Below are 25,118 nucleotides of genomic sequence, written 5' to 3' on the forward strand. Positions count from 1 at the left end.
AGGATCAGAAATGAAAATTTTTGATTTCAGTGAAAAAGTGGGAGAGCATATATCAGCATTTCAATCTAATTTTATAATGTCAAAAATATTAAAACATCAAGGGAATATACATATCGGTTCTATGCATCTACAAGAGAATGGAATCATCGGATATCATGAAGCAGTTGTATCTCAACTGCTTCTTATTGTGGATGGTGAAGGATATGTATGCGGGGCAGATAAAGAAAAAGTGAAGGTAGAAGCTGGACAAGCTGTATTTTGGGAGAAGGGTGAGTTACATGAGACGAGTACGGAAAAGGGCTTGATGGCAATTGTTATGGAAGTGGAGAATCTTGAACAAGCGATAATAATGCCTATTATTCAAGGGGAGTTGTGAAAAATGATAATAAAGGCAAATCAAGAAGATACAAATGAAATATTAAAATATGCAGCTCAATCGCTTTTTGAAGGGACGAGAGGAAATTGTCAGTTAAGTACGGAGAAAGCGATTGAAATTACAGAGCCAATTATAGAAAAGGGAGCATATTATTTAGTCGTTAAAGAAGCAAATAAAGTAATGGGTTGGATATTAATAGGGGAAAATACTGATTATTTTTCTCGTGAAAAACTTGGATTTATATATGAGTTATACGTTTTCCCGGAATATCGCGGGAGAGGATTATCACGAGAATTGATGGAGGCTGGCATTAAGGAATTGAAGGAGAAGTATTCCGAAATTCGTTTGAATGTATTTGCTGGGAATTTTGCAAAAGAGATGTACGAAGATTTTGGGTTTGTTGAAAGACAGGTAATTATGACTTTGAAGTGAGAGAAATATTTCCGGCGGGAAGTGCTCTTGTTGAATTTAATTTATCTAATAGTTGGAATGCAGTTAAATAAGATTTTTTGAAAAAGATATAATAGGGGTGAAAATTGAGGGAAAGTAGCAAAAATTACTATAAATATGAAGAAAAAAACATGATAGCTTTGCAAGTATACGAAGCGGAAATTACGAAGATTAAGATCCCTGATTTTATCCTTATATCAGTATTTTATGATATAAATGTTACAGGTGAAATCATACTGGGTGGGTATGGTTATAAAATCCGTGCAGGTGAAGAATCAGGCTTTTCCGCAACAGCACCTAATGAATATGGTGGAGGATTCTCATTTAAATTAAAGAGAGAAGAGTGAGGATGGGATTAAAATGCGTAGAGTAACACGAATAGTAATATGTATTGCTGCAGTATTATTCATTACACTCGCTATGATAAATGGAGAAACGTGGAAAGATAAAATTGTTATTTCGCTAGCTGTTCTTATATTTACTGGGGTTTCACTAGTATGGAACTCAATTGTTATAAATATTATGGAGAAATTCAATAGAAAAAGGAGTAAATAAATGCGCCCTTTTAAACATATGAGAACTATATATTTAATAACAGTACCTATTATTGCATTACTTTCATTATTTTTTCCGCAGTCATTAGGGGATCATATTCTTACTTTTTTTTTGTACTTGTTTTTTGCGGATTAGCAATTGGATTTACATATATAATGGAATTTATTAGGGGAATAAAAACTGAAAGAGAGTGACTATGAAGCTTTTACAAGTGGGAACAGTAATAAAACCCAAAGGTGTAGATTTGTAAATCTTGAGAAGACGGATAAGGAGTAATAGGATGATAAAAATTGCAAGAATCGTAATGATAATAGCAATTGTAATAGTAATCATTGCAGGACTAATAGCTCCATTTTCGTTAAAAGAAAAGATAGTACATACACTAGGTATGGTCTTTTATGGTGCAATCGGGTTAGGTGGAATTACTTTATTAGATTACATTATTAAAAAGCAAAGAAAAGAGGAATAAATAAAAATTTTACCAAGTTGAAAAGTAGTTGGTGGGTTGTTCGCAAAATTCAAGAATATTTGGGAGAGGAATAAGAGAATGTTTAAATCGTCAAAAATTATTAAAATTGTTGGGTTTATAGCAATGGCTATTGCTAGTTTGTTTTTTCCTTTCGATTTAAAAGGGAAAATTATTACTTTCACTTTTATACTTGTATTGGGTGTAATGTCTCTTAGGACTACAAGCTTAGTAGAATATATAACTAATAAATTTAGAGAGAGATAGAAATAATTAGTTTGTTTAAGAAAGGAAGGATCTAATTTATTATAGGTATATCCTGCTAATAAATTAATTATGGTGAATCAAAAATTTAATAAGAAGATGGATAAGGGGCAGTAGGATGATGAAAATTGCGAAAATTGTAATGATTATAGGAGTTGTAATTTCAATCATTGTTGGACTAATGGGTCCATATTCAATTAAGGAAAAGGTAATATATACATTTAGTATGGTTTTCTGGGGAGCTATGGGGATCGGAGCTATTACTTTAATGGATTATATTAGCAGGAGGATAAATAAATGAAACTTGGATTGATGAGTATTTCTATAGAAGGAGAGTTACACGAGCATTTCTTTTCTATAAATTGAAATGAAGAAAAATAGATATTTCTGAGATTATTCTAAATATAGATGAATACAAATTCAGTTAATATGGCTATAAAGGTAGCTTGGACAAAGAAAAAGGAGTAACTGAATGTTAAAACAAGGAAGAATTATAATTATTATTGGCACATTAGTAACACTCATCGCGAGTTTTATGGTGCCTGCAGACAATAAAACAAGATTAATAAATGTACTTGTAGTATTTTTATTTGGTGTAATAGCTGTGGGGTCTTCAGTTCTATTTGAACGAGTTTATCAAAAGATACATAAAAAGTGAAATGAATGAACTTTTTCCGATTGGAGCAGTATTGAAACTAAACGAAATAAAACAATCTTTATAATTATTGGTAGAATGCTTGAATCGGCAGATAAATGTAATTTTGACTATGTAGACAGCCAAACTAGCAATAGAAGTTCCGGTTAATAAGTAAGAAGTTGAATGAAATCTTTTCTTATATTAGATTTCACTCTAGTTATAGGAGATCATAATCTGATAGCAATAGGAGAAGTTGAACTAGGTTCATCTGGCTCTAGGGTGCAATTAGATGCTGAGACAGACGGTTACTTTGGAGAAGCATTTGGACTTGGAGGATTTATTAAAGTTGAAAAAACAAAGGAGGGAAGTTGAGATGGATCCAATTAAAATGGGGAAATATATTACATATGTTGCAGTCGCGATACTTCTTATATTTTCTATGTTATTGCCATATAGCCTATCTAAAAAGATTGCTCTTATTATTTTTGTTTTTATTTTAGGAGCTATTTCGTTGGGGGCCAATAAAGTGGTAGGACGAATACATAACAAATTTAAACAATAATAAAGTTTGAAAAAGGATAGGGATAATCCAATAATAATTAGGATAAGAAACGGTATTATATGTTGGAGATGGTTATGGACTAGGTGGTACCATTAAGTTTGAAGATTAAGAGAGGAGCATATTAATATGCAACCATTTAAGACTGGAAAATATATTACATATGTCGCAATTGCTATATTTCTTGTAGTCGCTATTATGTCTCCTTATGAATTACCTAAAAAGATTGGATTTATTATAGGTGTTCTTATTTTAGGAGCATGTGCCCTTGGTTCTAATAAACTTCACGAACGAACGTATAGTAAATTTAAACATAAATAAGGCTAATACAATAGGGGAAAATCATCATGATAATAGTACCTATTAAGAGTGATTTCAAGAGGAGTAACCCACACCGGTTTCTCTTTTTTTGTACAAATAATCTAGGGTTAACACCAGAATTTCCCTTATACTCTTTATCAGCTATCGGTGCATTTATTAGTATTGATAAAAATTGTTTCTATGAAGTGGATCAAATGAATTATATGATAGCGAAGGCAAAATCTCAAAATGATGTCGAGTATTTCCAAGGTAGTGCAGAAGCGCTAAAGGATGGCAGATTTGGTGCAAAGCTTAACGGAACTGTAATGACTTCCAAGCATACACTGTCTGATAAAACAAACTTTACATTCAAAGCGCTTACTGGCTCGGGTGAGATGAATCTACCTTACACTTTAAATTCTATTAAAGAAGACGTTTTGCAAAAAAATATGATAGGAATAAAATTGGAAGGTGCAGTTGCGGAAGAGTCTATTGTCTATAATTATAATTCACCCAAAGGTCTTGGTGAGAGTGTTACTTTCACTAGTAAACAAGGGACAGCTTCTTATGTACAGGGAGGGACTTGAGGGTTTTACTGCTAAGAGTGAAGTGATGGTCGCTGTACAAACGTACGAAGCTGAAGTTAGTAGAATTAAGATCCCTGATTTTATCCCTGGAATTGGTGACTATGATATCACCGTTAAAGGAGAATTAATACTTGGTGGATTTGGTTATAAAATCCGTGCAGGTCAAGAATTTGCTTTGTCCGCAGTAGCTCCTAACGGTTATGGTGGAGGATTTTCTTTTAAATTTCAGAAAGAAGAGTGATGATAACTTGAATATGCGTAAAGGTACAAAAATAATTATATGTACTGGTGGACTAATAATGATGATACTGTCAATGGTCGTACATGACACATGGAAAGATAGAATTGTAGTTGCTTTGGTTGCAATTTTATTTACTGTAATTTCCTTGGTGTGGAACTCTGTTGTTGTAAATATCATAGAAAAATTCAATAAGAAGAAGGAGAATAAATAACTATGAAACTTTTTCCAATTGGAACAGTTGTTAAACTAGAGGGTATAGAACACCTAATTATGATAATTGGAAGAATGGCTGTCTCGGCAGATAAACGTGATTTTGACTATGTAGGTGTTCCTTATCCTGTTGGATATTTAGGTGATGAAAAAGTGTTGGGATTTAATCATGGCAAGATTATAGAGGAAATGCATAGAGGGTATATGACTGAGAGTGAATTGATTCTACGTGAGAAATTAGTAGAATTGTAAAAAGAATGAAAAATACATATAGATTTTAAAAACATGATAGGGGAAACAAAATGGGAAAGATAATGAGAACTCTTGTAATCATAGGTATACTTATCCCTCCGGTATTACTGTGGAGTGCACCTGATATTCCTTTAAATGATAAACTGCTGTTTACAGGTTTACAACTAACTGTAGGATTCACCACAGTAGTAGTGTTAGAGATTATATTTAGAAATCGAAAAAAGAAGAGGGCAAAATAGAGATAGATTGTATGGAATAACAGCTGAAAATATGTAACATGTATGACTAATAGTTTTACTTGGGAGGTGGCCTACTGGTTGCCTCTTTTAACGTTACCCTCATGGTAATGGAGGGTTCATTTTTTCTTTGAAAAAGAGGAGCGAAGTTATGCTTAAACAAGGCAGATTTATGATTATTATTATTATTGGTACAATGGTACTTGTTATTGCAGGGTGGTTTTTCCCATTTAATTTATGGCAGAAATTATTTTTCAGTATTGCTATGATTGGCATTGGGATGTTGGCATATGGAAGTTCAGTATTATTTGACCGTTTAGCTAAAAAATTTACAAATAGAGGAGAATAAATACCTATGAAACTATCTCCAATTGGAACAGTAGTTAAACTAGAAGAGGTGAAACCAATCATTATGATTATTGAAAAAGGAGCAATCAAGCATGTTTTAAACAAGGGCGTATTTTAATGTGTATCTTTACCGCAGTGTTATTTTTTTCTTCCTTCTTCTTTCCGCAGCCAATGGGAAAAAGGGTTTTAACAGCTATTGTTGCTCTAATTATTGGTGGAGTAGGTATTGGAATTTCCTATTTATTAGAAAATTTCAGTAGCAAGTCGAAAAATATATCTAAATAAGAACAGAGAATAACGATAAAGCGTTCCTAATTGGTTCAGTTGTAAAGATAAAAGATTTAAATTGTTTTTTTATGTTATAGAAATTAACAAGAGTTAACAAGTAAATTCATAGTATATCATATAGTAACGACAAGCGGAGTACATGTGAATAGATATTAGTTATACGCAGAATAGGCTACTTATAATAGGCAGCCTATTCTGCGTGTATTATGCATTATTATCGATACATCGTCCACATTCCAATATCTTTAAACCCTAATCGCTTATAAATTCGTCCTGCAGCTGGATTGTTATAAAATAAGCAAAGCGTTCGGCCTTCATTTGTGAAGTCTTGAATCATTTTCTGTAATATGAGCGAAGCATATCCATTCCCGCGATGATTCGGATGTGTACAGACTCCAACAACCATAGCAGATAATGAATTTTCAGCGGATGTAGAGGCGGATGCGATGATTACACCGTCTTTTTCAATATAGTATGTACGTCCTGTTTTAGTTTCGATAGCTTGCCTTAACATTTTCTCTGATTCATTAGCAGTTGGGAATTCAGCGATGTCACTTCGTAATTTCATAATTCGTTCTATATCATCGAGTGAGGCAAGTTTAATTGTTTCATGAATTGGTGTGTTAGGTAAGTTGCTGTCATTTAGACATTCGCAAAAATACATTTCATTTTTGGCGCCTAGTTGTACACTTGGAGCAGTTTCAAATCTTTCTACAATAGTTGACTTGCCAGAGAGTTTAAGCGGCTTATATGCGGAAAGAAGTGCCTCATAGTCAGTAACCACAAACTCTTCTTTACTATACGGTATAAATGTATCGTGAAAGCGAAGTAAAATCGATTTTAATGTTCCATTCTCTTTATATACGCCCCATAATTCTTGAAAGTCTGTTTCATAACCGAAAGCTTCTAAATCCCCAATAATAAACAAGTTAAGGGCTGCTTCTTCTTTTAGGTAAGCGAATACTTGTTCATGATCTTTCTTTGTTAATTTTCTCATCATAAAAAATCGACCTCTTTTTTATTTTTCTAAATATTACAACTTAAGTTTTTTGAAATCAATATAAAATTTTATGTTTAGTTCACCAACTTTCGGAAAAACTAGGAAAGATATGACAAAGGAGGTTATGAACGGTGGATCATCCAATTCAAGGGTTAATGAAAGCGGCAATGGAAAATTTAAAAGAAATGGTCGATGTAAATACGATTGTTGGAGAGCCTGTTCAAACGGCTGACGGTGGTGTAGTGTTAACGGTTTCTAAAGTAGCGTTCGGTTTTGGAGCAGGAGGTTCTGATTTCCAAACGAATGATGGACAAAGAGCGAACGGTAACCCTGCATTTGGTGGCGGTAGCGCGGGTGGTGTTTCTATTACACCAGTAGCATTTCTAGTCGTGAATAAAGACGGGGTAAATATTCTTCATTTACAAAATGCGACACATTTAGCAGAAAAAATAATTGAATTAGCTCCACAAACAATTGATAAAATTCAATCGATGTTCCAAACAGATGAAAAGAAAGAGGGAAATCATCACCCTCAAAACCCAGATGAAATCCTTTAAAAACGCCTGCTCATAAGCAGGCGTTTTTTCTTGTAATCAGTATGTAATAAAACACATGAAATTGTAAATAGTTTTTGAAGTTTTTTCTATGTTTCTAAAATTTTTCATGTTAAAATATGCTATAGAATTGAAACATATAAAACGAAGGTGGCTAGGTGCTTTGTCTGGAGGATCTGACCAAGTAAACAATATGATATATATTAATGGTAATCGTCGGGGTCATTGTTTTATTACATCTGGAATTACGTTTAAAGAGTTTGCAAGTAACATCCCTTCACCGCTCCATCAAGTATTGCTTTTAAAGCATAATTTTGAGTGGACAGATTTTCATTATCATACTTTATTTGAATATGTTGAGGAAGAAAACATACATAAACTCATTCAAGCAGAGATTGATGAATTTGATGAATTTTGTTGGGTAGATTTCGATGATGCAAGCGATTTAGATGAGTTAGAGCCAAAAGAAATTGCAGAATTATTATATTTGGCTCACAAAAAAGAACCACTTGGAAGAACGTTCTTCCCATTGTTGAAGAATAGATTCGTTTATTTTTCACATGATGACGGTTGGTACAACAAAGTGTATTACCGTAGAATCGGTGATTTTGTAGGAATGCTAAGTAAAGTGATTCCATATAAACTCGGTTCGTTTGGAAAGAAACGTTTTACTTTCTTCCAAAAATCAAAAATTTTCCCAGCAATTTCAAAGGAAGTTATCCTTGGGCTTATGCCGTTAATGGAAGATGGGTTATACATTGATTTAGCGGGGAAAATTGAGTCGAGAAGAGGTCTTGAAATTCCGGTATATGTAGTAGGATCATTCGAAAGTACGGATGAGGTACTAGATAATATCGATGAATTGAAAGCGGAAGCAACAGAAACGGGTTGGCTCATTTTTGATAAGAAAGAACAAGAGTGGCAATGGGTTGTAGACTAAGAAAACTTGGCGCATGAAGTCAAGTTTTCTTGTCTTTTGAAAGGAGAACAAATGAAGAAATATTATACAATTGTGGGTATTGTAAGTATTATTCTCGTGGCAATATTACTTATAACTTGTCCGAAAGAATCAGATTTTAAATTGTATTTAGAGGATAAGTATGCATTGAAATGTGACGAGAGTAGCTTTGAATGCACGCAAAATGTAGATGAAAAAAAAGAGAAATTACAGTTTGAAAGTATTGATGCACGAAATGGTGTTTTCTTTATGACTGTAAAGCAAACGTATAAAACAGAAGCTGGTGTTACGAAAGAATATAGCGGAGTAGGTATATTCGGTACATTTCTTTTTGTTTCAGAGAAGACTTTCTAGTAATAGAAGGTCTTTTTTTTATGTTTATGTTCATATAGATGAAGTAAGACAAGCATAGGAGGGGTATTGATGAAGAAGGGATGTATCGTTTGTGGTGGTGAGGAGTTTTTTTCTTCAACATTATATGCACGTACGAAACAAGATTGGGCATATGCGCCAAACATGTACCGATTTGAAAAGGTGTTTATTGAGCATAGAGATGAAGAAAATTATCCAGTTTTTCAAGAAATTACAGCGAAGCATTGTTGTGGATGCGGTCATATTATGTTGTATCATGAATGAACACACCAAGTATAACTTGGTGTGTTTTTTTTAAAACGCTGACAAAGCAAGCGGATAGAGTAAAGTAAATAAAACAGAAAAACTACCAAAACCAATTGCGGTATATCCAAGTGTTCTCGCTCCAAAATTGACAGCTAATAAGCCAACTAAAATAGCAAGGGAGCCGAGTGTAACAGGATAAAAAGCAATGGAGAATAACGAAAGAAATAATGCGACATAGCCGATGATTGCACCGGTATTTGTACCTTCTATTTCATTTGCAATTTCTTTGCGCTCATGTCTAATCGGAATACCAGCCGGAGATATTTCAGCTGCATACTCTTCGTTTTTTTCACCACTTTTAAAATGATGATTTCTCTTTCTTCGCATGTACATCCCTCTCTTTCAATTGGGTGTATCTATAGTATCTTTCATAAGGAGCAGAACATGAGTATGAGTTAAACCCAAGTAAAGCAAAAATTGGAGAAAATAGATTCCGTTGTTATCCTGTTTATCCCGCTATTTGCCGTGCAGTAAGACCCCCGCCTCAAAATTCGGCTGGAGCAAAGAAGTTAGATGGGAGTCGGGCTGCCAGTGAAAGCCCGATTGCTCAAATAATAATCAGTGGGGGACGAACAAACACTCCCACTGATTAAAGTTTCACTTTATCTCCTTATGAAGATAAACAGGGATTTTGGAACATGATGTAGAATGAAATGAATGATAATACGTGAAGGTAGGGGAATGTATGGCGAAGTTTAATTGGCATGAATCGGCAGAGAAAAAATGGGATAACAATGCAGAGTTTTGGAATCAAAATAGTCAAGAAATGTGGGATAGCGGGAGCAGGAGTACAATCATTCCATTTTTTGAGCAGTACGTGGAAAAGGAAGTACAAGTGTTAGATGTTGGCTGTGGTGATGGGTATGGTACATATAAATTAAGTCTTACTGGCTACAAAGCGGTTGGGGTGGACTTATCGGAAGTTATGATTCAAAAGGGTAAGGAGCGCGGAGAAGACCCAAACTTATCTTTTATAAAAGGTGATCTTTCTTCATTACCATTTGAAAATGAGAAATTTGAAGCAATTATGGCAATTAATTCTTTAGAATGGACCGAGGAGCCGTTGCGAGCATTAAATGAAATAAAGCGTGTTTTAAAGAAAGATGGATACGCATGTATTGCAATTTTAGGACCGACAGCAAAACCGAGAGAGAACAGTTATCCGCGCCTATATGGCAAAGACGTTGTTTGCAATACGATGATGCCTTGGGAATTTGAACAGTTAGCAAAAGAACAAGGATTTGAAGTTGTAGATGGTACCGGCGTATATAAGCGCGGAGTAAATGAGAAGATATTAGGTCAGCTACCTACAGAGTTACAACAAGCGTTAACATTTTTATGGGTATTTATGTTAAAAAACGTATAACAAAATTGTAGGGTTTTAGGAGGTAAATAAGTGCAGAAAATACAAAAAACTGATACAATATCATCAGAATCAATTAAAGGGGGACTAGGGTATATGACAACTACTACAACAGTTAAATCTGATATTGAAATCGCACAAGAAGCAAGTATGAAGAAGATTCAAGAAATTGCAGCTAATTTAAATATTTTAGAAGAAGAACTAGAGCCATACGGACATTATAAAGGCAAGTTATCTCTTGATATTTTTAAGCGTTTACAAGATGAGAAAGACGGTAAAGTTGTTTTAGTAACAGCGATTAACCCAACTCCAGCAGGAGAAGGTAAATCAACAGTAACAGTTGGTTTAGGTCAAGCTTTTAATAAAATTGGTAAGAAAACAGTAATTGCACTTCGCGAACCATCTCTTGGACCAACAATGGGATTAAAAGGCGGAGCAGCAGGTGGTGGTTATTCTCAAGTAGTACCAATGGAAGATATTAACCTTCACTTTACTGGAGATATTCATGCGATTACAACTGCCAATAACGCATTAGCGGCGTTCATTGATAATCATATCCAACAAGGAAACACACTTGGAATTGATACGCGTAAAATCGTTTGGAAACGCTGTGTTGACTTAAATGATCGTGCCCTTCGTAACGTAGTAATTGGCCTTGGTGGACCGGTTCAAGGTGTACCACGTGAAGATGGCTTTGATATTACAGTAGCATCTGAAATTATGGCCGTATTCTGCCTTGCAACAGATATTCAAGATTTAAAATCACGTCTATCTCGCATTGTTGTCGCTTATAATTTTTCAAATCAACCTGTAACAGTTAAAGATTTAGGAGTAGAAGGAGCGTTAACACTTCTATTAAAAGATGCATTAAAACCGAACTTAGTACAAACATTAGAAAATACACCAGCTATCATTCATGGCGGACCATTTGCGAATATCGCTCACGGTTGTAACAGTGTTATCGCTACGACAATGGCAGCAAAATTAGGTGATTATGTTATTACAGAAGCTGGATTCGGTGCAGATTTAGGTGCCGAGAAGTTTTTAGATATTAAAGCACGTGCAGCTGGTATTAAACCAGAAGCGGTAGTTATTGTTGCGACTATTCGTGCGCTTAAAATGCACGGTGGTGTTGCGAGAGATCAATTAAAAGAAGAAAATGTAGATGCGTTAGCAAAAGGTATGGAGAACTTACAGAAGCATGTTGAAACAATTCAAAGCTTCGGTGTTCCTTTCGTAATTGCCATTAACAAATTCATTACTGATACAGATGCAGAAGTTGCATACTTACAAGAATGGTGCAATGAGCGTGGCTATGCAGTATCCTTAACAGAAGTTTGGGAGAAAGGTGGCCAAGGCGGAGTTGACCTTGCTGAGAAAGTGTTAAAAGAAATTGAAAAAGGTGAAAACAACTACGCACCACTTTATGAATTGGAATTACCATTAGAAGAAAAAATTCGTACAATTGCTCAAAAAGTGTACGGCGCAAAAGATATTGAATTTGCTCCGAAAGCACGTAAGCAATTAGCTCAATATGAGGGAGAAGGTTGGAGTAACCTACCGATTTGTATGGCGAAAACACAATACTCTCTTTCAGATGATGCAACAAAATTAGGTCGCCCATCTGACTTTATCGTTACAATTCGTGAATTAAAACCATCTATCGGTGCAGGGTTTATCGTTGCGTTAACAGGAACAATGTTAACAATGCCAGGCCTTCCAAAACAGCCAGCTGCGCTACAAATGGATGTAAATGAAGATGGAAAAGCAGTAGGTTTATTCTAAAAGGTTGTAATTCATCTCGTTTATCTGTAAACTATATATACATCAAGTGGCGCCTTTCCATCGAAAGGCGCCTGTTTTTTGGAGGAAATTATGTTTGATCCAACTGCTTTTGAAAATTTAAAGGTAATTGTGGAAGGAGCTGTCTATGATTTCGATTTACACGGTGATATTCTCGTAACGGATCGAAAAGATGTGATGGACCTTGCTTCATTAAGTCGTATGTATAGTATTTCATTTCAACTAACAGAAACATTTAAAACGATGGTAGAGGCGACATTTTCACTATCTGTTGATGCAAAGAATTTATCAGGTGAAATATTAGAAGTACCTCAGTTTATACCAGGTTGTGAAATGAAGCTGGAATTCTCGTTCGAAATGGAGCAACCAGAGATAGGATGCGAAGAAATTGAAACTTTATTGCATTCTATATGGGGAAAAGAGCGAATGATTACGCAAAAAATTTCATACGAATATAATAAGCAAGCGATTTCATATCATAATAAGGTAGAGGTTCTATTTCAAAAATCGATTACAGAAGACCATGTTGATGATTTAATAGCTGTTATTTCACACATGATAGAAACGGTGCGAACAATACAACATTTTCTTCAAAAATAGAGATAAAGGAGAAAAACAAATGATAAAAGATATGCAACCATTTTTACAACAAGCTTGGGAAAAGGCTGGTTTTAAAGAATTTACTGAAATTCAAAAACAAGCGATTCCAACTATTTTAGAAGGACAAGACGTTATTGCTGAATCTCCAACTGGAACAGGAAAAACATTAGCGTACTTATTACCACTTTTACATAAAATTAATCCTGAAGTTAAACAACCTCAAGTTGTAATTTTAGCGCCAACTCGTGAACTTGTTATGCAAATTCATGAAGAGGTTCAAAAGTTTACAGCAGGAACGGATATTTCAGGTGCGTCTTTAATTGGTGGTGCGGATATTAAGCGCCAAGTTGAAAAATTAAAGAAACATCCGAGAGTTATTGTCGGTTCACCAGGACGTATTTTAGAGTTGATTCGCATGAAAAAATTAAAGATGCATGAAGTAAAAACGATTGTATTTGATGAGTTTGATCAAATTGTAAAACAAAAGATGATGGGTGCTGTACTTGATGTAATTAAATCAACGATGCGCGATCGTCAATTAGTATTCTGCTCGGCGACAATAACAAAAGCTGCAGAAGATGCGGCACGTGATTTGACAGTTGAACCACAATTAGTACGTGTAACACGTTCAGAGGCACAGAGCCTAGTTGAACATACGTATATCGTTTGTGAGCGTCGTGAAAAAAATGATTATATTAGAAGAGTTATGCATATGGGAAATGTAAAAGCAGTTGCCTTCTTAAATGATCCATTCCGTTTAGATGAAATTACTCAAAAACTGAAGTTCCGTAAAATGAAAGCAGCAGCACTTCATGCAGAGGCAAGCAAACAAGAGCGTGAAGTAACGATGCGCGCGTTCCGTAGCGGGAAATTAGAAATATTACTTGCTACTGATATTGCAGCACGTGGATTAGATATCGATGATTTAACACACGTAATCCACTTAGAGTTACCAGACACAGTAGACCAATATATTCACCGCTCAGGACGTACTGGACGTATGGGCAAAGAAGGAACGGTTGTTTCTCTTGTAACAGAACAAGAAGAGCGTAAATTACTTCAATTTGCGAAAAAATTAGGTATCGTGTTTACGAAACAAGAAATGTTCAAAGGAACATTTGTAGAATCGAAACCACCAGCACCAAAGAAAAAGAAACCAGCTTTTACTGGTAAGAAAAAGCCTAGATAAATAATTGGGAAGACGTAACTATGCCTTCTGGTAAAGTGTTTAACTTTGCTGATAGTAAAGGGAATTACTTTGCAGTAATGGGAAAAAATAAATAATTATATAGTTATGTGAAAATCCCCCTCGTAAATAATGAGGGGGATTAAATATTTGAAGTCAATTTTTTATTAACGAGTTGTTCTATAAAAAATGTTCCTTTTTCAATTGCAGTCTCAATATAACCAACGATTTGATCAAATGAAAACACTTGTAAGTTTTCGTGCAAGTGTTGCTCAGGATATAGCATATCTTCAAAAATATATTGCCGAAAAGCTAAAACATTCTTTCTAGAAATCTCCTCTATATTCACAATGTTAGCCTCTTGATTAAGTAGGGCGAAGAGCTGCTGTTCTTTATCGTAATGATGCAACAATTGTGCGTTCAATAATTTAAAATCGTTATAGTACATAGGTGCGATAGTTTCGTCGTTTTCTATTCTGTTTTTAAGCCAAGGTAGAAAAAAGCCGCTTAGCCAATTATCATCGGCAATGAGGTGGGTATAATAACCTAAAATATAAGGGGAATCCAGATGATCTTCGTATTTATGAATAAATGAATCATAATCTATTCTTCTCGTATAGTTCTTCGTTGTACCAGCGTAAAAATGTGAAGTTCCTTTTTCTTTTTTTGAATGAACAGCATCAGGAGCTACACCACCAAGTAAGAAAGAAGTTTTATCTTGAATAGAAAGTTTCTCAGCAATACCGCTCGCGATAATGATATGCATAATTCGTGATCCCATGAATAACACCTCTATTTCATGTATTCATTTTAGGGAGCTGTCTGAACGTGTAGTATTACTTTCCCTGTACTTTGTCTACTTTCGACCCATTCATGTGCTTTCCCTGCATCTTGAAGAGGAAAAGATTTCGTAGCTTTAATTTGTAAACTTCCATCGCGTAAATAATGGAAAACTTGATTCGCCGTTTCTTGAAGCAATTCAGGACGTTTTTTCCGTGTAGTGCCAAAGCTGAAACCGAGTATAGAACGGCAACTTGCGTGTAAATCTTTCGTTTGAAAACTACCAACTTCTCCGCTAGCATTGCCGAAATGGACGAGACGACCGTAATAAGCAAGGCAGTCTAAACTTCTTTCGGACACAGTACCAGAAATAGAATCTAAAACAATATTAACGCCTTCTCCGTTTGTAAGCTGATCTACCCTCTCTACAAAATCTTCATCTTGATGACAAATAACATAATCAGCGCCAGCATCTAAAGCAATTTTTCTTTTTACTTCACTTCCGACAGTCACGATTACTTTTTTAGCCCCTAATAATTTTGCGAGTTGAATCGCGGTAGTACCAATTCCTCCAGCAGCGGCATGAATTAGAACAGATTCACCTTGCTGAAGTCCTGCAACATTTGCAAGTAAATTGTAGCTTGTAAAAGATACGATAGGGCAGGCAGCTGCAGTTTGGAAATCAACTTCATCAGGTAATACAAAAGTAAGATTTTCGTTCGCGACAACATATTCAGCGTAAGAGCCATTTTGAGGAAAAGTAATGACACGCTGGCCAGGGTAAATATTTTTCACATGAGAACCTACGTGTTCTACAATACCAGCTGCATCTATCCCTGGAATAAAAGGTAAGGCTTTGTTTCCTTTTTTGCCATAACGTGATTTAATATCGGCGAAATTAACACTAGTAGCGACAACACGAATTAAAACTTGATTGTCTGAAATAGCCGGCATCTCCACATCTGTATATTTCATCACTTCAGGACCACCGAACGAAGTTACAACGATAGCTTTCATATAATATCCTCCTAAATTTGACTATATAAATCATTTTAAATCTTCATTAAGAATTGGAAAATTATATAATTGTTATGCAAGGTTATAAGTGAAGCTTATGAAGTCATTGGATCATTATATTAATGTATATAAAAAACTTTTTGAAAAAATCGAACGAAATATCAATTACTTGCCAATATATAGTGTATGACAAAGGAGGGAAGGTACATGAAAGATGAAACAGTGTATACAGATTTAATCCAATTAACTTTATCAGGCAATAAAGAAGCATATAGCGAATTGTATGATAAAACGATTCAAGAAGTATATAAGACAGCACATTTTTTAATAGAAGATAAAACGGATGTAGATGATATCATTCAGGAAATATACATACAACTATATGAATCGCTTCGTAAATATGATATCGAGAAGCCATTTCGTCCTTGGTTAATTGGACTTGCGATTAAACAAATTCATTCTTATAGAAGAATGAGGTGGATGCGATTACGAATTATAAAAAAAGCAGAAGAGCAAAGAAAACCAGTACAAATTGATTTTTCTAGCGATGTTGTAAGTAAAATATCAAATCAAAAATTAATCGAACTCATTCATAAGTTACCGTATAAATTGAAACAAGTTATTATCTTAAGATACTTACACGATTACTCTCAAGAAGAAGTAGCACAAATATTACATATTCCAATCGGTACAGTGAAGTCTAGAATTCATGCGGCATTAAAGAAACTACGCCAAAAAGAACAAGTAGAAGAAATCTTTTTAGGAGAGGTAGGCAATGTGAAATGAGCTTAGATTGTAGAGTTAGAGAATCTATACAAGAAGAAGCGAAGGGGATTATTGCCCCGCCGGAGTTAAAAGAAAAAGTAATTGTTCAAATAAAAATGAAGAGCGGGGGAAGTAAAAGGAAGAAGCGCCTTATCGCAGGAGTGCTTGCAGCCGCATTTTTAATCCCAACGACTGGTTTTGCTTACCAATCTATTATGGCGGATGGTATATACGGATCTTTTGAGAACTTAAAAAAACATGCCGGAGCTATAACATTAGAAGGATACATGCGTTTTAATGCAAAGTTATCACAAGCGAAAGACGAAATGGGTGCGAAGGAATATGAAGAGTTTACAAAAGAACTAAAGAAATTAACGAATGCAAAGCTTGAGTACGGGGATTCGAACGGTAATATTGATTATGATCAATTATCACCAGCTAAAAAAGAGGAAATGAAAAAGGTAGAAATGGAACTTCACCCGTATTTTGATAAATTAAATGGCCATAAATCTAGTAAAGAAGTATTAACTTCAGAAGAGTATGAACAATATATGGAAGCGTTAATGTCATATCAAACTGTATTAGTAAAAGCGAAATCGAGTGGTGGGATAACAGTAGAAGAAGTACCTGAAGCGTATAAAGAAAGATTTATTAAAGCAGAACAGTTTATGGAGTATGTAGATGAAAAGGTGAGATAAGTAAAAAAGCTCATAGCTTAAGCTGTGAGCTTTTCTTATTGAAACGTAAATATATTAACCACCTATTCCTTTTGCTAGCAATAAGAAATATACAAATATTAGTATGACTCCATTTAATGCAGTACCAACTATTTTTAATAGCCAATCCTTTGATGCGATCGCAAAAATAATACCGAGTAATGAAAGAATACTTAGAAGCACAATAATTAATGTTAAATTTGCATTAGGTCCTCTTAAAATAAAGAAAGAACATATACTTGTGATAAACGTTAGAAACGAGAAAGTCCCTAATTTCATAATAAGTCTCCCTTGTTTGAAATGTATTTTGATTTAGTGCGCGACTTTCTTTAGTTTAACATAAATTTCCTATTACCGATTAAATATATGAACAATAAAAAACGAGTATAAAATCTATGCGATTTCACACTCGTTTTGTTATTAATTAAATTTCCTTACCACATGTATAGCAACTCTTACAAGGAGTATTGCACTTATAAATAACCCACCATAACCAACGGCACTTAAAAATTGAACATTAGGTTCTTTTGCATACAAGTCAGGGGCAGAATTACCTTGACTTGCTTAATAAAGTGAAAGTGAGAAATCACTTAGTTATATTCCTTACTATTCTCCTTGTCTTTTTGTATAAAACAATCTAAAAGCGAGTAACCAGCTATTAAACTAATAATGGTAACGAAAGTTGTATTCACAAGAATAATATTAGTTAAATAAGGTAGGTATTCACCAACTGGTGAAAAGAGTAGAGCTGGAGAAAAGGCAATGAATAGTGTTGGCAACGTAATAGCGATAAACTTATCCGGCTGAAAGTTCCAGTTTTGTTTACTCGTTTCGCGATTAATTGATTGTAGGAATCGTAATAAAATGCCGACCAAAAGAGGGAAGAGTGTAAAGTAGAATAATCTTGGATAGACGTTAAAATTCACTTGCGCGTCTGTATCTAAATAAAATTGAATTTTAACACCTACAACTAATAATAAGATGATAAATAATGTAAAGCAGAGGTATAGTATCACTTTTTGCATTCCATTCCACCATCCTTTATTAAAAAATATATTCAAGGAGCGAAGATATATACGATAATGGCGTTGTATATATCTTCGTTTTCTATTAGTTAATTGTGGATTTTGTTTGCTTCGTTAAGTAATCAATAATACCCATCGCGCTAATTTCTATATCTAGATGTAAAATGTTATATACGGAATGATCTGATGGGACATTTAATTTTGTAAGATGAGAAGTGATTTTATCCATTAATAAAGTTTTTAAAGCTTTAGTAGCCTCATCGAAATCAGTATGTTTTTGAAAAATTTCATTTCCAGTATTAACGAAAATAGGTAACCAATGTTCAAGTTGGTTATATACTTCTGTAACATTGGATGATGCGCCGTAATGACCGAAATAAATAGTATCTACATTCATACTTTGAATATGATTTTTAGAAGCAATCATCGCATCTGGCTGGAATTGTGAAGGAGACGTTGATGGTAGATATAGTTCTACATCAAGGTCTGCGAGTTCTCTATAATAAATTCCTATTGTATCGCCAGTAAAAATGCCGTTTGTTAATGAATCGTGAATGCTAATATGGTGCTTCGCATGTCCCGGTGTATCATAAAATGTGAGTGTACGGTCTTCTGCAATTTTTAATGTATCACCATTTTGTACAATATGAACACGTTCTTCTTCAATTGGAAGAATTGGATCAAAAAGTTTATCAAAATCTTCTTTGTACACAGCTTTTGCACCAAGAATTAGTTTTGTTGGATCAATCATATGACGAGCCCCGCGCGGATGCACAAATAGAGTAGCATTTGGGCACTTTTCCATCATTAACCCTGCTGCGCCTGCGTGATCTAAATGAACATGTGTAACGATAATGTTTTTTACATCATTTAAATTAATATGTAATTGCTGTAAGCCGTCTAAAATATAGGGAAGAGAAGGGGCCGCACAAGTTTCAATTAAAGTAATATCGTCACCTAATAAAACGTATGTACCGGTGCGTTCATCATGTTGTAAGTCATAATCATCAATAAGATATAGATGAGAAGATAGTTGTTCTACTTTTTTCATACTTACCACTCCTTATATACGGTATGTATCTATTATACGCTAAAAATAGAAAAAGACAGAAAACGAAAGCTCGTCTTCTGCCCTTTTGTAATGTAGTTATTTCGTTTGTTCTTTATTGATAGACATAACGAACAGTCCAACAATGCCGCCAACGATCGGAAGCATAATTTCTCCTGCTAAATTAAAGTAGGAGCTTAAAAATAAACCATTTACATCGATTACCCAGCCAATAACATACAATAACATCATATATAGTACGAAATAAAACTCGCGATTTGAAATCGTTTCATGTTGTGCAGTTTTCATAATGAACACCATCCTTTTCTATTATAATGGAAATATAAACTGTCACATTTTGTTCGCAAATTAATTGTAAAACTTTCCATCATAAAAGTCTAGTATATTGTGTCGAATTTTCGAACGAAAATAAAGCGCTATCATTCCGATATGTGAGTACGTAATAAGAGCTGTATATTCACGAATGTAGTATAGTATAAACATAGAATGATAGTGAAGAGAGGGGTAGGAACAATGACAGTTTATGATTTTTCAGCTAAAACAATAACAGGAGAAGAAAAATCGTTAAAAGATTACGAAGGAAAAGCACTTCTTATTGTAAATGTAGCTAGTAAATGTGGATTTACACCACAATATAAAGGGTTACAGGAAGTATATGATAAATATAAAGACCAAGGACTAGAAATACTTGGTTTCCCTTGTAATCAATTTGGGGGACAAGAACCAGGCACAGAAGCTGATATTACTAGTTTTTGTGAATTGAACTACGGTGTGAACTTCCCAATGTTTGCAAAGATTGATGTAAAAGGTGACAAGGCTCATCCACTTTATACATACATGACAGAACAAGCGCCAGGTTTACTCGGTATGAAAGCAGTGAAATGGAACTTTACTAAGTTTCTAATTGGAAAAGACGGGAAAGTAGTAGGACGTTTTGCACCGCAGACGAAGCCGGTGGATTTAGAGGTTGAGATTGAGAAGGTGCTTGGGGAATAATTAGGAGTTTCACTTTATTAAAAAACGCCTCAAAGAACAATGTAGTTCTTTGAGGTGTTTTCTTTAAACTCACATTATCAAGATTAAATCACTCTATCGTAGTCGTTTGATTTAGGCAGAGAAGCTGCTTTTTTCATAAGCACTTCCCATAAGTGTACGGATGTCTTCCATGCGGCTGCGGCCTGTTCCTTTTGATACATAGCGTTCTCATAACTGAAAGTAAGTTGTTGCATATCGGCCGAATTGTAAAGTGTATCGATGTGGAGAGCGTATTCTCGGAATGTTTGACTTTCACCCCGTGGTATGCCGATTCTCGCAAATTGTTTTAAAAGTGCACCGTAAGCTTTTTGATAAACAGCATCATCTTTTCGATATTTATAGAAAAGAATAATAAAAAATGTAATCCATTTCATTCTAGTGGTGAAGAGAATGTATCCGATGATACTAATCGGTATCGTAGAGAGGAATACGTACCACCAAGAAAAATCATTTTTGGAATTTGTAATCTTTTTAGTAGAGGCTTCTTCTGTATTTTCTATTAAACTTTTGAGCTTTGCTTCATTGTTCCGTTGGTGTATTGGCTCGTTATTAGAATTATTTACTTCGTTATTTTGTGAAGTAGAAGCAGGAGTATTATTTGTAAAATTATAGGGATTGGTAAATCCTTTTGTTGGTTCGAATGGAATCCATCCGTATCCTGGGAAATATACTTCGACCCAAGAGTGTGCGTTATTGTTCGCGATTGTATAAACATTCTCACCTTCTGCAGAGGCAAGTGTATTCTCCAGAGTTCCTTCTGTAAATCCTTTTACCCAGCGAGCAGGAATCCCAGCAGAACGAAGTAACACAATCATAGATGTCGAAAAATTATTGCAGTAACCGCTTTTTGTATCGAAAAGGAATTGATCTACATAGTCTTGGTTTTTGGCAGGGTATAAGACATTCATTGTTTCGTATACAAAAGAATTGTCTGTAAAGTAATTTTCAATAGCTAATACTTTATCATATCGGTTGTCTTTATCATTTGTAAGATTGACAGCCAAGTCTTTTACTCGCTGCGGTAATGATTCGGGAAGTTGTGTGTACTTTGTCATGAAATAAGGACTTGTTTCATGACCTTCATTCGTTTTTACAGATTTCAAATTTTCTATGGAAAACTCCGGAACCTCATATGTTACTTTATACGAATTTAAAGTAGTAGAAGAGTCTCCGTGCATCGTATAGATTTTTTCTGAAAATGGGTCAACGCTGTATGATACATTAGAAGAAGCCTCAACTGATACTAATCCTGCTGGATAGGTAAGGTGAGGATAACTTTTTTGCATGGTGATTGTTGCCTCAGTTATCTCCGTTTTTGTATTTTGTTCGTACCAACTCACGACGTCGTTTTTATTTTTAAAAGAAACCTTTTTCGGGCTTTCAGAAACATCCCAACCTTTTCCTGTATAAAAATCTTTCGTTTCGACTCTCCAATATTGTTTGTTTTGCGTTTGTGCTGTAAAAATAATTGTATTATCCGGCTTAAAAGGACCGCCTAATTGTGAGTCATCTAGACCATATCCAATTTTAGAAACTTCTTGTTCTTTACTTGCTTCAGATGTGTTGAATTTCAAAAAATCCATTGGGTTTGGCCATTGAGGGCCAAATTTTGGAGCAAAGTATGCGATGGTTGCTGACAATACAATAAATATTGTAAGAGATCTAAGTAATTTTGAGATTGCTCTAGCATAATTTTGTAAGTGTTCAATCTCTTTTATTCGTTCTATTTGAAGAAGACTAAGCATAAAAAAGCCGATGACAACAGTACGAATAATAGCGTAGTTTGCATTGTATAAATGTAAGTTATGAAAAGTTGTGATATAAATAATAGTCAATGCAAGAAATAACAACCCACGTTTTTTATGAATAACCCAAAAAGAGCTGAAAGAACTCAAAAACCAAAATGATAGAAAAAATAATAATGTTGGAAAAACTGGAGAAATATCTAGCAAATTCCCCTGGAAAAACAGAGAGGAATTTCGAGAAATATCAGCAAAAAATTTCGTTAGCCAAGATGGATTTATAAAAGCATTTTTATAATACAGGAAATGAATGATGAATAAGATCGTGACGATCTTTATTGGAATCTGCCACCTTGTTTGAAAAAAAGAGAGAGTGAAGCAAATTCCTATAAATATTACAAAAATATCTAATCTACCTACGTTTGTAATACCTATAAGGGGTCTTAGCCATTCTAGTAAAAGTAGAAATGCACATACATGCATGAAGAATCTGCTCATATCCCATTTGTATTTTGTTCGTAATGTTATCATTTGCTCACCTCAAAAAACACGTTTGTATACCGGTTCCCATAAACCACATTTACAAATATTTTTCGTTTTTGTAGAGTTTCTAGAATACTTAGTTCTCGATGTGAGAGTTGATTTGCTTTTTCTTTAACGACAAACACCATTAATTTTCTATTTTTAATAGCGGCATAGTCAGCCGCCTTTTGAATATCGGGAGAAAGATCGCTTGTCACGAGTATAATCGTTACGGGCTCATAAATTTTTCTTAATTCCATTTCTACACTCCGGGAGAGCGGGAATACACTGTCTGCTTGTACTTTCGCTAGATGACAAAAGATTTGTTGTAACTGCGTATCACCATTGTCTAAAGGGAAAAAAGTTCGTTCTTTTCCGACAGACACGAATGACGCTGGTGAATTTTGCTTCAAGACAGCCCTTACAATAGAGGCGGAAAATGTTACGACTGATTCGAATAGAGGGGACTCAGTTCTGTCCATAAATATCATGATATTATGGCTGCGCTGTTGTTCAAACTCTTTCGTCATAATATTGTTTGTTCGGGCAGTTGCTTTCCAATCAATCCATGAAAAGCGGTCACCAGGTTTATAGTCTCTGACACCGACAGAGATTGTAGAGTCTTTTGCTAAATTTATATTTGCTGAAAGCGCTCCTTGTTCGAAATGATTTTCCAATTGTCGATACGTTATATCTACGTACTGGGGATAGACTAAAAATGTATCTAGAACTGAAAAAGTTACTTCTTTCTCCATCATACCGAATAGATCACCAGTTTTGACACGTACGCTTGAAAAAATGTGCTCTCCTCTAGGGATTGTGTCAATTGCATATTGAAATGAAATATTTCGTTTCAATCCTGGAAAGAGTATTACCTTATTCACCTTCGTTTGTCTACAATTTGTAAATTGTGATGGCAGTTCATCTTCTATAATTAAATAAAGTAAGGGAAAAGGAAATCTTCTTTTTATTGTAATGGTACTTAAAAATTGTTCTCCTGCTGCATATTCATTTTGGTTTGTTATTCGTTGTACTTCAGCGTCTCGTAAAGCGTAGAAGGGAAGTAGTAGTGAATAAAGACCAATAGGAATCGTACTGTAAAACAAAAACCAACTTACAAATCCTCCTTGAAGCATAGCGTACACAAATGTTAAGACTAGGCATAAAGGGATTAGCAATAACTTCGTAACGTGATATAGTGCTCGTAGTAGTCGTTTCATCAAAGGTTTTTCGTCCTTTGAGTCGGCACGGTAGTTCGTGCAACGATTTTGGCGATAACTTGTTCTCCTGTTATTCCTTCAAATCTTGCTTCCATTTTTAGAATGAGTCTGTGAGCTAAAACGTAAGGAGCTAAAAATTTAACATCGTCTGGAATAACATAATTTCTGCCATGGATGAATGCATAAGCTTGTGAAGCTTTCATTAAAGCGATTGAGCCGCGTGGACTTGCACCTAGCTGTATAGAACTATAAGAACGCGTCTGAGTAACAAGTTTTACAATGTAATGCTTGATTGCTTTGTCCATGCTTACTTCCCGTACGCTTTGTTGTAAATAAAGTAATTCTTTTACTGTAGTAATAGCTTGTAAATGAGAGAGTGGATTTGTTTTTTCCATCCGGTTTAAAATTTCAAACTCTTCTTCTGGTGTAGGATATCCCATTTTTAGTTTCAATAAGAAACGATCGAGCTGTGCTTCTGGTAAAGGATATGTTCCCTCATATTCGACCGGATTTTGTGTAGCCATTACAAAGAAAGGTTTTGGTAACGATCTTGTAATGCCATCTATTGTGATAGTGCCTTCTTCCATACTTTCAAGTAAGGCAGATTGTGTCTTTGGAGATGTACGATTAATTTCATCAGCAAGTACAAAATTCCCCATAATCGGTCCAGGCTTGAACTCAAATTGGAGTTCTTTTGGATTATAAATAGAAACACCTGTTACATCTGACGGCAGTAAATCAGGTGTGAATTGAATACGCTTGTAATCGGCATCAATGGATTTAGAAAGAGCACGTACTAGCATTGTTTTCCCAACGCCAGGAACATCTTCTAATAGTACATGACCTTCAGCTAAGAGAGCTGTCAAAGCTAAGATCGTTTCTTTTCGTTTTCCGACCATTAACTTTTCAATATTGTTAATTATTTTTTCTATAATGGGATGTAATGAATCAAGCTGGTGCATCGTAATCCTCCTAATGTTATTATCGTTTTCTAATCTATTTAGTGGAAAATAGAATTTATCTTTCTATTTGCGAGTAGTGAAACTTTTATCTTTAATTCTAAGAATATTCAGATTATTTATCTGGTTACATCCAGTATAATTGTTTCCGTAACTAAGGGCAATATGGTAAATAATGATTTCTCGTTTTATGTGAAATACGTTTTGATATAGAATAGTATCGTCGGTAAAAGTAGAAGAGGGGAAGGACAGGAAAGATTGACCTCAATGAGCAAAATAAATAGCGTAGGAAACCCTACGCGTAAAGTTTGGAACATATATTAATACGCCTTGTGATTAAAATATATATGAATAAAA

At 34.7% G+C, this 25,118-nt stretch carries 38 protein-coding genes and 2 pseudogenes; 29 read left to right on the top strand and 11 right to left on the bottom strand.

Features of this window, described 5'->3' with window-relative positions; genetic code table 11:
* The first annotated feature begins 10 nt into the window (after positions 1-10).
* From MKY90_RS10395 to MKY90_RS10475, 17 genes and pseudogenes are all read left to right on the top strand, one after another.
* On the top strand, positions 11-376 hold the full coding sequence (locus tag MKY90_RS10395; protein ID WP_061675482.1) for a cupin domain-containing protein: 366 nt from the start codon (positions 11-13) through the stop codon (positions 374-376).
* Between the two features lie 3 nt (positions 377-379).
* Complete coding sequence (locus MKY90_RS10400; RefSeq protein WP_061675483.1) at positions 380-808, top strand: GNAT family N-acetyltransferase; 429 nt, start codon at positions 380-382, stop codon at positions 806-808.
* Positions 809-957: 149 nt separating this feature from the next.
* Complete coding sequence (locus MKY90_RS10405) at positions 958-1,173, top strand: hypothetical protein (RefSeq protein WP_098168121.1); 216 nt, start codon at positions 958-960, stop codon at positions 1,171-1,173.
* Between the two features lie 13 nt (positions 1,174-1,186).
* Positions 1,187-1,381 carry a hypothetical protein gene (locus MKY90_RS10410; RefSeq protein ID WP_061675484.1) on the top strand — a complete coding sequence of 65 codons (195 nt, stop codon included), beginning with the start codon at positions 1,187-1,189 and terminating at the stop codon, positions 1,379-1,381.
* Positions 1,382-1,575: pseudogene (locus tag MKY90_RS10415) on the top strand (hypothetical protein).
* A gap of 86 nt (positions 1,576-1,661) precedes the next feature.
* Positions 1,662-1,850 carry a hypothetical protein gene (locus tag MKY90_RS10420; protein ID WP_061675486.1) on the top strand — a complete coding sequence of 63 codons (189 nt, stop codon included), beginning with the start codon at positions 1,662-1,664 and terminating at the stop codon, positions 1,848-1,850.
* A gap of 382 nt (positions 1,851-2,232) precedes the next feature.
* On the top strand, positions 2,233-2,412 hold the full coding sequence (locus tag MKY90_RS10425; RefSeq protein ID WP_061675524.1) for a hypothetical protein: 180 nt from the start codon (positions 2,233-2,235) through the stop codon (positions 2,410-2,412).
* Positions 2,413-2,583: 171 nt separating this feature from the next.
* The gene (locus MKY90_RS10430) at positions 2,584-2,769 is read left to right on the top strand and encodes a hypothetical protein (RefSeq protein WP_098168027.1); all 186 of its coding nucleotides are present in this window, start codon (positions 2,584-2,586) and stop codon (positions 2,767-2,769) included.
* Positions 2,770-2,931: 162 nt separating this feature from the next.
* Entirely contained in the window at positions 2,932-3,120 is a 189-nt protein-coding gene (locus MKY90_RS10435) for a hypothetical protein (protein ID WP_061675489.1), read from the top strand.
* A gap of 1 nt (position 3,121) precedes the next feature.
* A complete protein-coding gene (locus tag MKY90_RS10440; protein WP_061675490.1) occupies positions 3,122-3,310 on the top strand; it encodes a hypothetical protein in 189 nt (62 codons plus the stop codon).
* A 126-nt stretch (positions 3,311-3,436) separates the two neighbouring features.
* The gene (locus MKY90_RS10445) at positions 3,437-3,628 is read left to right on the top strand and encodes a hypothetical protein (protein WP_061675491.1); all 192 of its coding nucleotides are present in this window, start codon (positions 3,437-3,439) and stop codon (positions 3,626-3,628) included.
* Positions 3,629-3,654: 26 nt separating this feature from the next.
* On the top strand, positions 3,655-4,194 hold the full coding sequence (locus MKY90_RS10450; protein WP_341091273.1) for a hypothetical protein: 540 nt from the start codon (positions 3,655-3,657) through the stop codon (positions 4,192-4,194).
* Entirely contained in the window at positions 4,175-4,435 is a 261-nt protein-coding gene (locus MKY90_RS10455) for a hypothetical protein (RefSeq protein WP_341091275.1), read from the top strand. The genes MKY90_RS10450 and MKY90_RS10455 overlap by 20 nt, the downstream gene beginning before the upstream one ends.
* Before the next feature lie 58 nt (positions 4,436-4,493).
* On the top strand, positions 4,494-4,646 hold the full coding sequence (locus tag MKY90_RS10460) for a hypothetical protein (RefSeq protein WP_235707023.1): 153 nt from the start codon (positions 4,494-4,496) through the stop codon (positions 4,644-4,646).
* Positions 4,647-4,648: 2 nt separating this feature from the next.
* On the top strand, positions 4,649-4,897 hold the full coding sequence (locus MKY90_RS10465; RefSeq protein ID WP_061675492.1) for a DUF4176 domain-containing protein: 249 nt from the start codon (positions 4,649-4,651) through the stop codon (positions 4,895-4,897).
* 50 nt (positions 4,898-4,947) lie between these two features.
* Positions 4,948-5,136 (top strand): hypothetical protein, encoded by a 189-nt coding sequence (locus MKY90_RS10470; protein WP_098168025.1) that lies wholly within the window; start codon positions 4,948-4,950, stop codon positions 5,134-5,136.
* Positions 5,137-5,284: 148 nt separating this feature from the next.
* The gene (locus MKY90_RS10475) at positions 5,285-5,482 is read left to right on the top strand and encodes a hypothetical protein (RefSeq protein ID WP_341091278.1); all 198 of its coding nucleotides are present in this window, start codon (positions 5,285-5,287) and stop codon (positions 5,480-5,482) included.
* A 501-nt stretch (positions 5,483-5,983) separates the two neighbouring features.
* Here MKY90_RS10475 and MKY90_RS10480 read toward each other — a convergent pair.
* Positions 5,984-6,769, bottom strand: a complete 786-nt coding sequence (locus MKY90_RS10480) for a GNAT family N-acetyltransferase (RefSeq protein ID WP_098168023.1) — start codon at positions 6,767-6,769, stop codon at positions 5,984-5,986.
* A gap of 131 nt (positions 6,770-6,900) precedes the next feature.
* Here MKY90_RS10480 and ytfJ point away from each other — a divergent pair, with 131 nt between their 5' ends.
* From ytfJ to MKY90_RS10500, 4 genes are all read left to right on the top strand, one after another.
* Positions 6,901-7,326, top strand: coding sequence for a GerW family sporulation protein (gene ytfJ / locus MKY90_RS10485; RefSeq protein ID WP_002127061.1), 426 nt, complete (start codon positions 6,901-6,903; stop codon positions 7,324-7,326).
* 160 nt (positions 7,327-7,486) lie between these two features.
* The gene (locus MKY90_RS10490; RefSeq protein WP_002085994.1) at positions 7,487-8,263 is read left to right on the top strand and encodes a hypothetical protein; all 777 of its coding nucleotides are present in this window, start codon (positions 7,487-7,489) and stop codon (positions 8,261-8,263) included.
* Positions 8,264-8,314: 51 nt separating this feature from the next.
* A complete protein-coding gene (locus MKY90_RS10495; RefSeq protein ID WP_002118741.1) occupies positions 8,315-8,635 on the top strand; it encodes a hypothetical protein in 321 nt (106 codons plus the stop codon).
* 69 nt (positions 8,636-8,704) lie between these two features.
* Positions 8,705-8,917, top strand: coding sequence for a hypothetical protein (locus MKY90_RS10500; RefSeq protein WP_002012518.1), 213 nt, complete (start codon positions 8,705-8,707; stop codon positions 8,915-8,917).
* A gap of 30 nt (positions 8,918-8,947) precedes the next feature.
* On the opposite strand, the gene MKY90_RS10505 is transcribed toward MKY90_RS10500, so the two are convergent.
* Positions 8,948-9,286 (bottom strand): permease, encoded by a 339-nt coding sequence (locus MKY90_RS10505; protein ID WP_098168022.1) that lies wholly within the window; start codon positions 9,284-9,286, stop codon positions 8,948-8,950.
* A gap of 358 nt (positions 9,287-9,644) precedes the next feature.
* On the opposite strand from MKY90_RS10505, the gene MKY90_RS10510 reads away from it, so the two are divergent.
* The 5 genes and pseudogenes from MKY90_RS10510 to MKY90_RS10530 form a co-directional block, all read left to right on the top strand.
* A complete protein-coding gene (locus MKY90_RS10510; RefSeq protein ID WP_016126822.1) occupies positions 9,645-10,325 on the top strand; it encodes a class I SAM-dependent methyltransferase in 681 nt (226 codons plus the stop codon).
* Between the two features lie 93 nt (positions 10,326-10,418).
* Complete coding sequence (locus tag MKY90_RS10515) at positions 10,419-12,107, top strand: formate--tetrahydrofolate ligase (protein ID WP_002031556.1); 1,689 nt, start codon at positions 10,419-10,421, stop codon at positions 12,105-12,107.
* A gap of 90 nt (positions 12,108-12,197) precedes the next feature.
* A complete protein-coding gene (locus tag MKY90_RS10520) occupies positions 12,198-12,725 on the top strand; it encodes a hypothetical protein (RefSeq protein ID WP_002065080.1) in 528 nt (175 codons plus the stop codon).
* 19 nt (positions 12,726-12,744) lie between these two features.
* The gene (locus MKY90_RS10525; protein ID WP_002012513.1) at positions 12,745-13,914 is read left to right on the top strand and encodes a DEAD/DEAH box helicase; all 1,170 of its coding nucleotides are present in this window, start codon (positions 12,745-12,747) and stop codon (positions 13,912-13,914) included.
* Positions 13,915-13,922: 8 nt separating this feature from the next.
* Positions 13,923-14,009: pseudogene (locus MKY90_RS10530) on the top strand (VOC family protein); the annotation flags it as partial.
* A gap of 44 nt (positions 14,010-14,053) precedes the next feature.
* Here MKY90_RS10530 and MKY90_RS10535 read toward each other — a convergent pair.
* Both MKY90_RS10535 and MKY90_RS10540 read right to left on the bottom strand, forming a co-directional pair.
* The gene (locus MKY90_RS10535) at positions 14,054-14,692 is read right to left on the bottom strand and encodes a zinc dependent phospholipase C family protein (RefSeq protein WP_002135913.1); all 639 of its coding nucleotides are present in this window, start codon (positions 14,690-14,692) and stop codon (positions 14,054-14,056) included.
* Positions 14,693-14,721: 29 nt separating this feature from the next.
* Positions 14,722-15,708 (bottom strand): quinone oxidoreductase family protein, encoded by a 987-nt coding sequence (locus tag MKY90_RS10540; protein WP_341091281.1) that lies wholly within the window; start codon positions 15,706-15,708, stop codon positions 14,722-14,724.
* Positions 15,709-15,915: 207 nt separating this feature from the next.
* Here MKY90_RS10540 and MKY90_RS10545 point away from each other — a divergent pair, with 207 nt between their 5' ends.
* Both MKY90_RS10545 and MKY90_RS10550 read left to right on the top strand, forming a co-directional pair.
* Complete coding sequence (locus MKY90_RS10545) at positions 15,916-16,494, top strand: sigma-70 family RNA polymerase sigma factor (RefSeq protein ID WP_215598816.1); 579 nt, start codon at positions 15,916-15,918, stop codon at positions 16,492-16,494.
* Positions 16,491-17,171, top strand: a complete 681-nt coding sequence (locus MKY90_RS10550; protein WP_215598815.1) for a DUF3600 domain-containing protein — start codon at positions 16,491-16,493, stop codon at positions 17,169-17,171. The genes MKY90_RS10545 and MKY90_RS10550 overlap by 4 nt, the downstream gene beginning before the upstream one ends.
* Before the next feature lie 54 nt (positions 17,172-17,225).
* Here MKY90_RS10550 and MKY90_RS10555 read toward each other — a convergent pair whose 3' ends face one another.
* From MKY90_RS10555 to MKY90_RS10570, 4 genes are all read right to left on the bottom strand, one after another.
* Entirely contained in the window at positions 17,226-17,468 is a 243-nt protein-coding gene (locus MKY90_RS10555; protein WP_098168019.1) for a hypothetical protein, read from the bottom strand.
* 311 nt (positions 17,469-17,779) lie between these two features.
* Positions 17,780-18,214, bottom strand: a complete 435-nt coding sequence (locus MKY90_RS10560) for a hypothetical protein (RefSeq protein WP_016126826.1) — start codon at positions 18,212-18,214, stop codon at positions 17,780-17,782.
* An 85-nt stretch (positions 18,215-18,299) separates the two neighbouring features.
* Positions 18,300-19,265 (bottom strand): MBL fold metallo-hydrolase, encoded by a 966-nt coding sequence (locus tag MKY90_RS10565; RefSeq protein WP_215598813.1) that lies wholly within the window; start codon positions 19,263-19,265, stop codon positions 18,300-18,302.
* Positions 19,266-19,361: 96 nt separating this feature from the next.
* The gene (locus MKY90_RS10570; protein ID WP_002127081.1) at positions 19,362-19,571 is read right to left on the bottom strand and encodes a DUF3925 family protein; all 210 of its coding nucleotides are present in this window, start codon (positions 19,569-19,571) and stop codon (positions 19,362-19,364) included.
* Between the two features lie 225 nt (positions 19,572-19,796).
* On the opposite strand from MKY90_RS10570, the gene bsaA reads away from it, so the two are divergent.
* Positions 19,797-20,279 (top strand): glutathione peroxidase, encoded by a 483-nt coding sequence (bsaA, locus tag MKY90_RS10575; protein WP_016102133.1) that lies wholly within the window; start codon positions 19,797-19,799, stop codon positions 20,277-20,279.
* 83 nt (positions 20,280-20,362) lie between these two features.
* Here the strand turns inward: bsaA and MKY90_RS10580 are convergent, their stop codons facing one another.
* Genes MKY90_RS10580 through MKY90_RS10590 form a run of 3 tightly spaced genes read right to left on the bottom strand, consistent with a single transcriptional unit; the run spans position 20,363 to position 24,764 of the window.
* On the bottom strand, positions 20,363-22,591 hold the full coding sequence (locus MKY90_RS10580; RefSeq protein ID WP_341091287.1) for a transglutaminase TgpA family protein: 2,229 nt from the start codon (positions 22,589-22,591) through the stop codon (positions 20,363-20,365).
* Positions 22,588-23,802: a DUF58 domain-containing protein gene (locus tag MKY90_RS10585; RefSeq protein WP_341093235.1), complete on the bottom strand. Its 1,215-nt coding sequence runs from the start codon at positions 23,800-23,802 to the stop codon at positions 22,588-22,590. Before MKY90_RS10585 ends, MKY90_RS10580 begins: the two co-directional genes overlap by 4 nt.
* Entirely contained in the window at positions 23,802-24,764 is a 963-nt protein-coding gene (locus MKY90_RS10590; protein WP_341091289.1) for an AAA family ATPase, read from the bottom strand. The genes MKY90_RS10585 and MKY90_RS10590 overlap by 1 nt, the downstream gene beginning before the upstream one ends.
* Between the last annotated feature and the right edge of the window lie 354 nt (positions 24,765-25,118).

This window comes from Bacillus sp. FSL P2-0099 (assembly GCF_038007445.1).
Lineage (GTDB): Bacteria > Bacillota > Bacilli > Bacillales > Bacillaceae_G > Bacillus_A > Bacillus_A mycoides.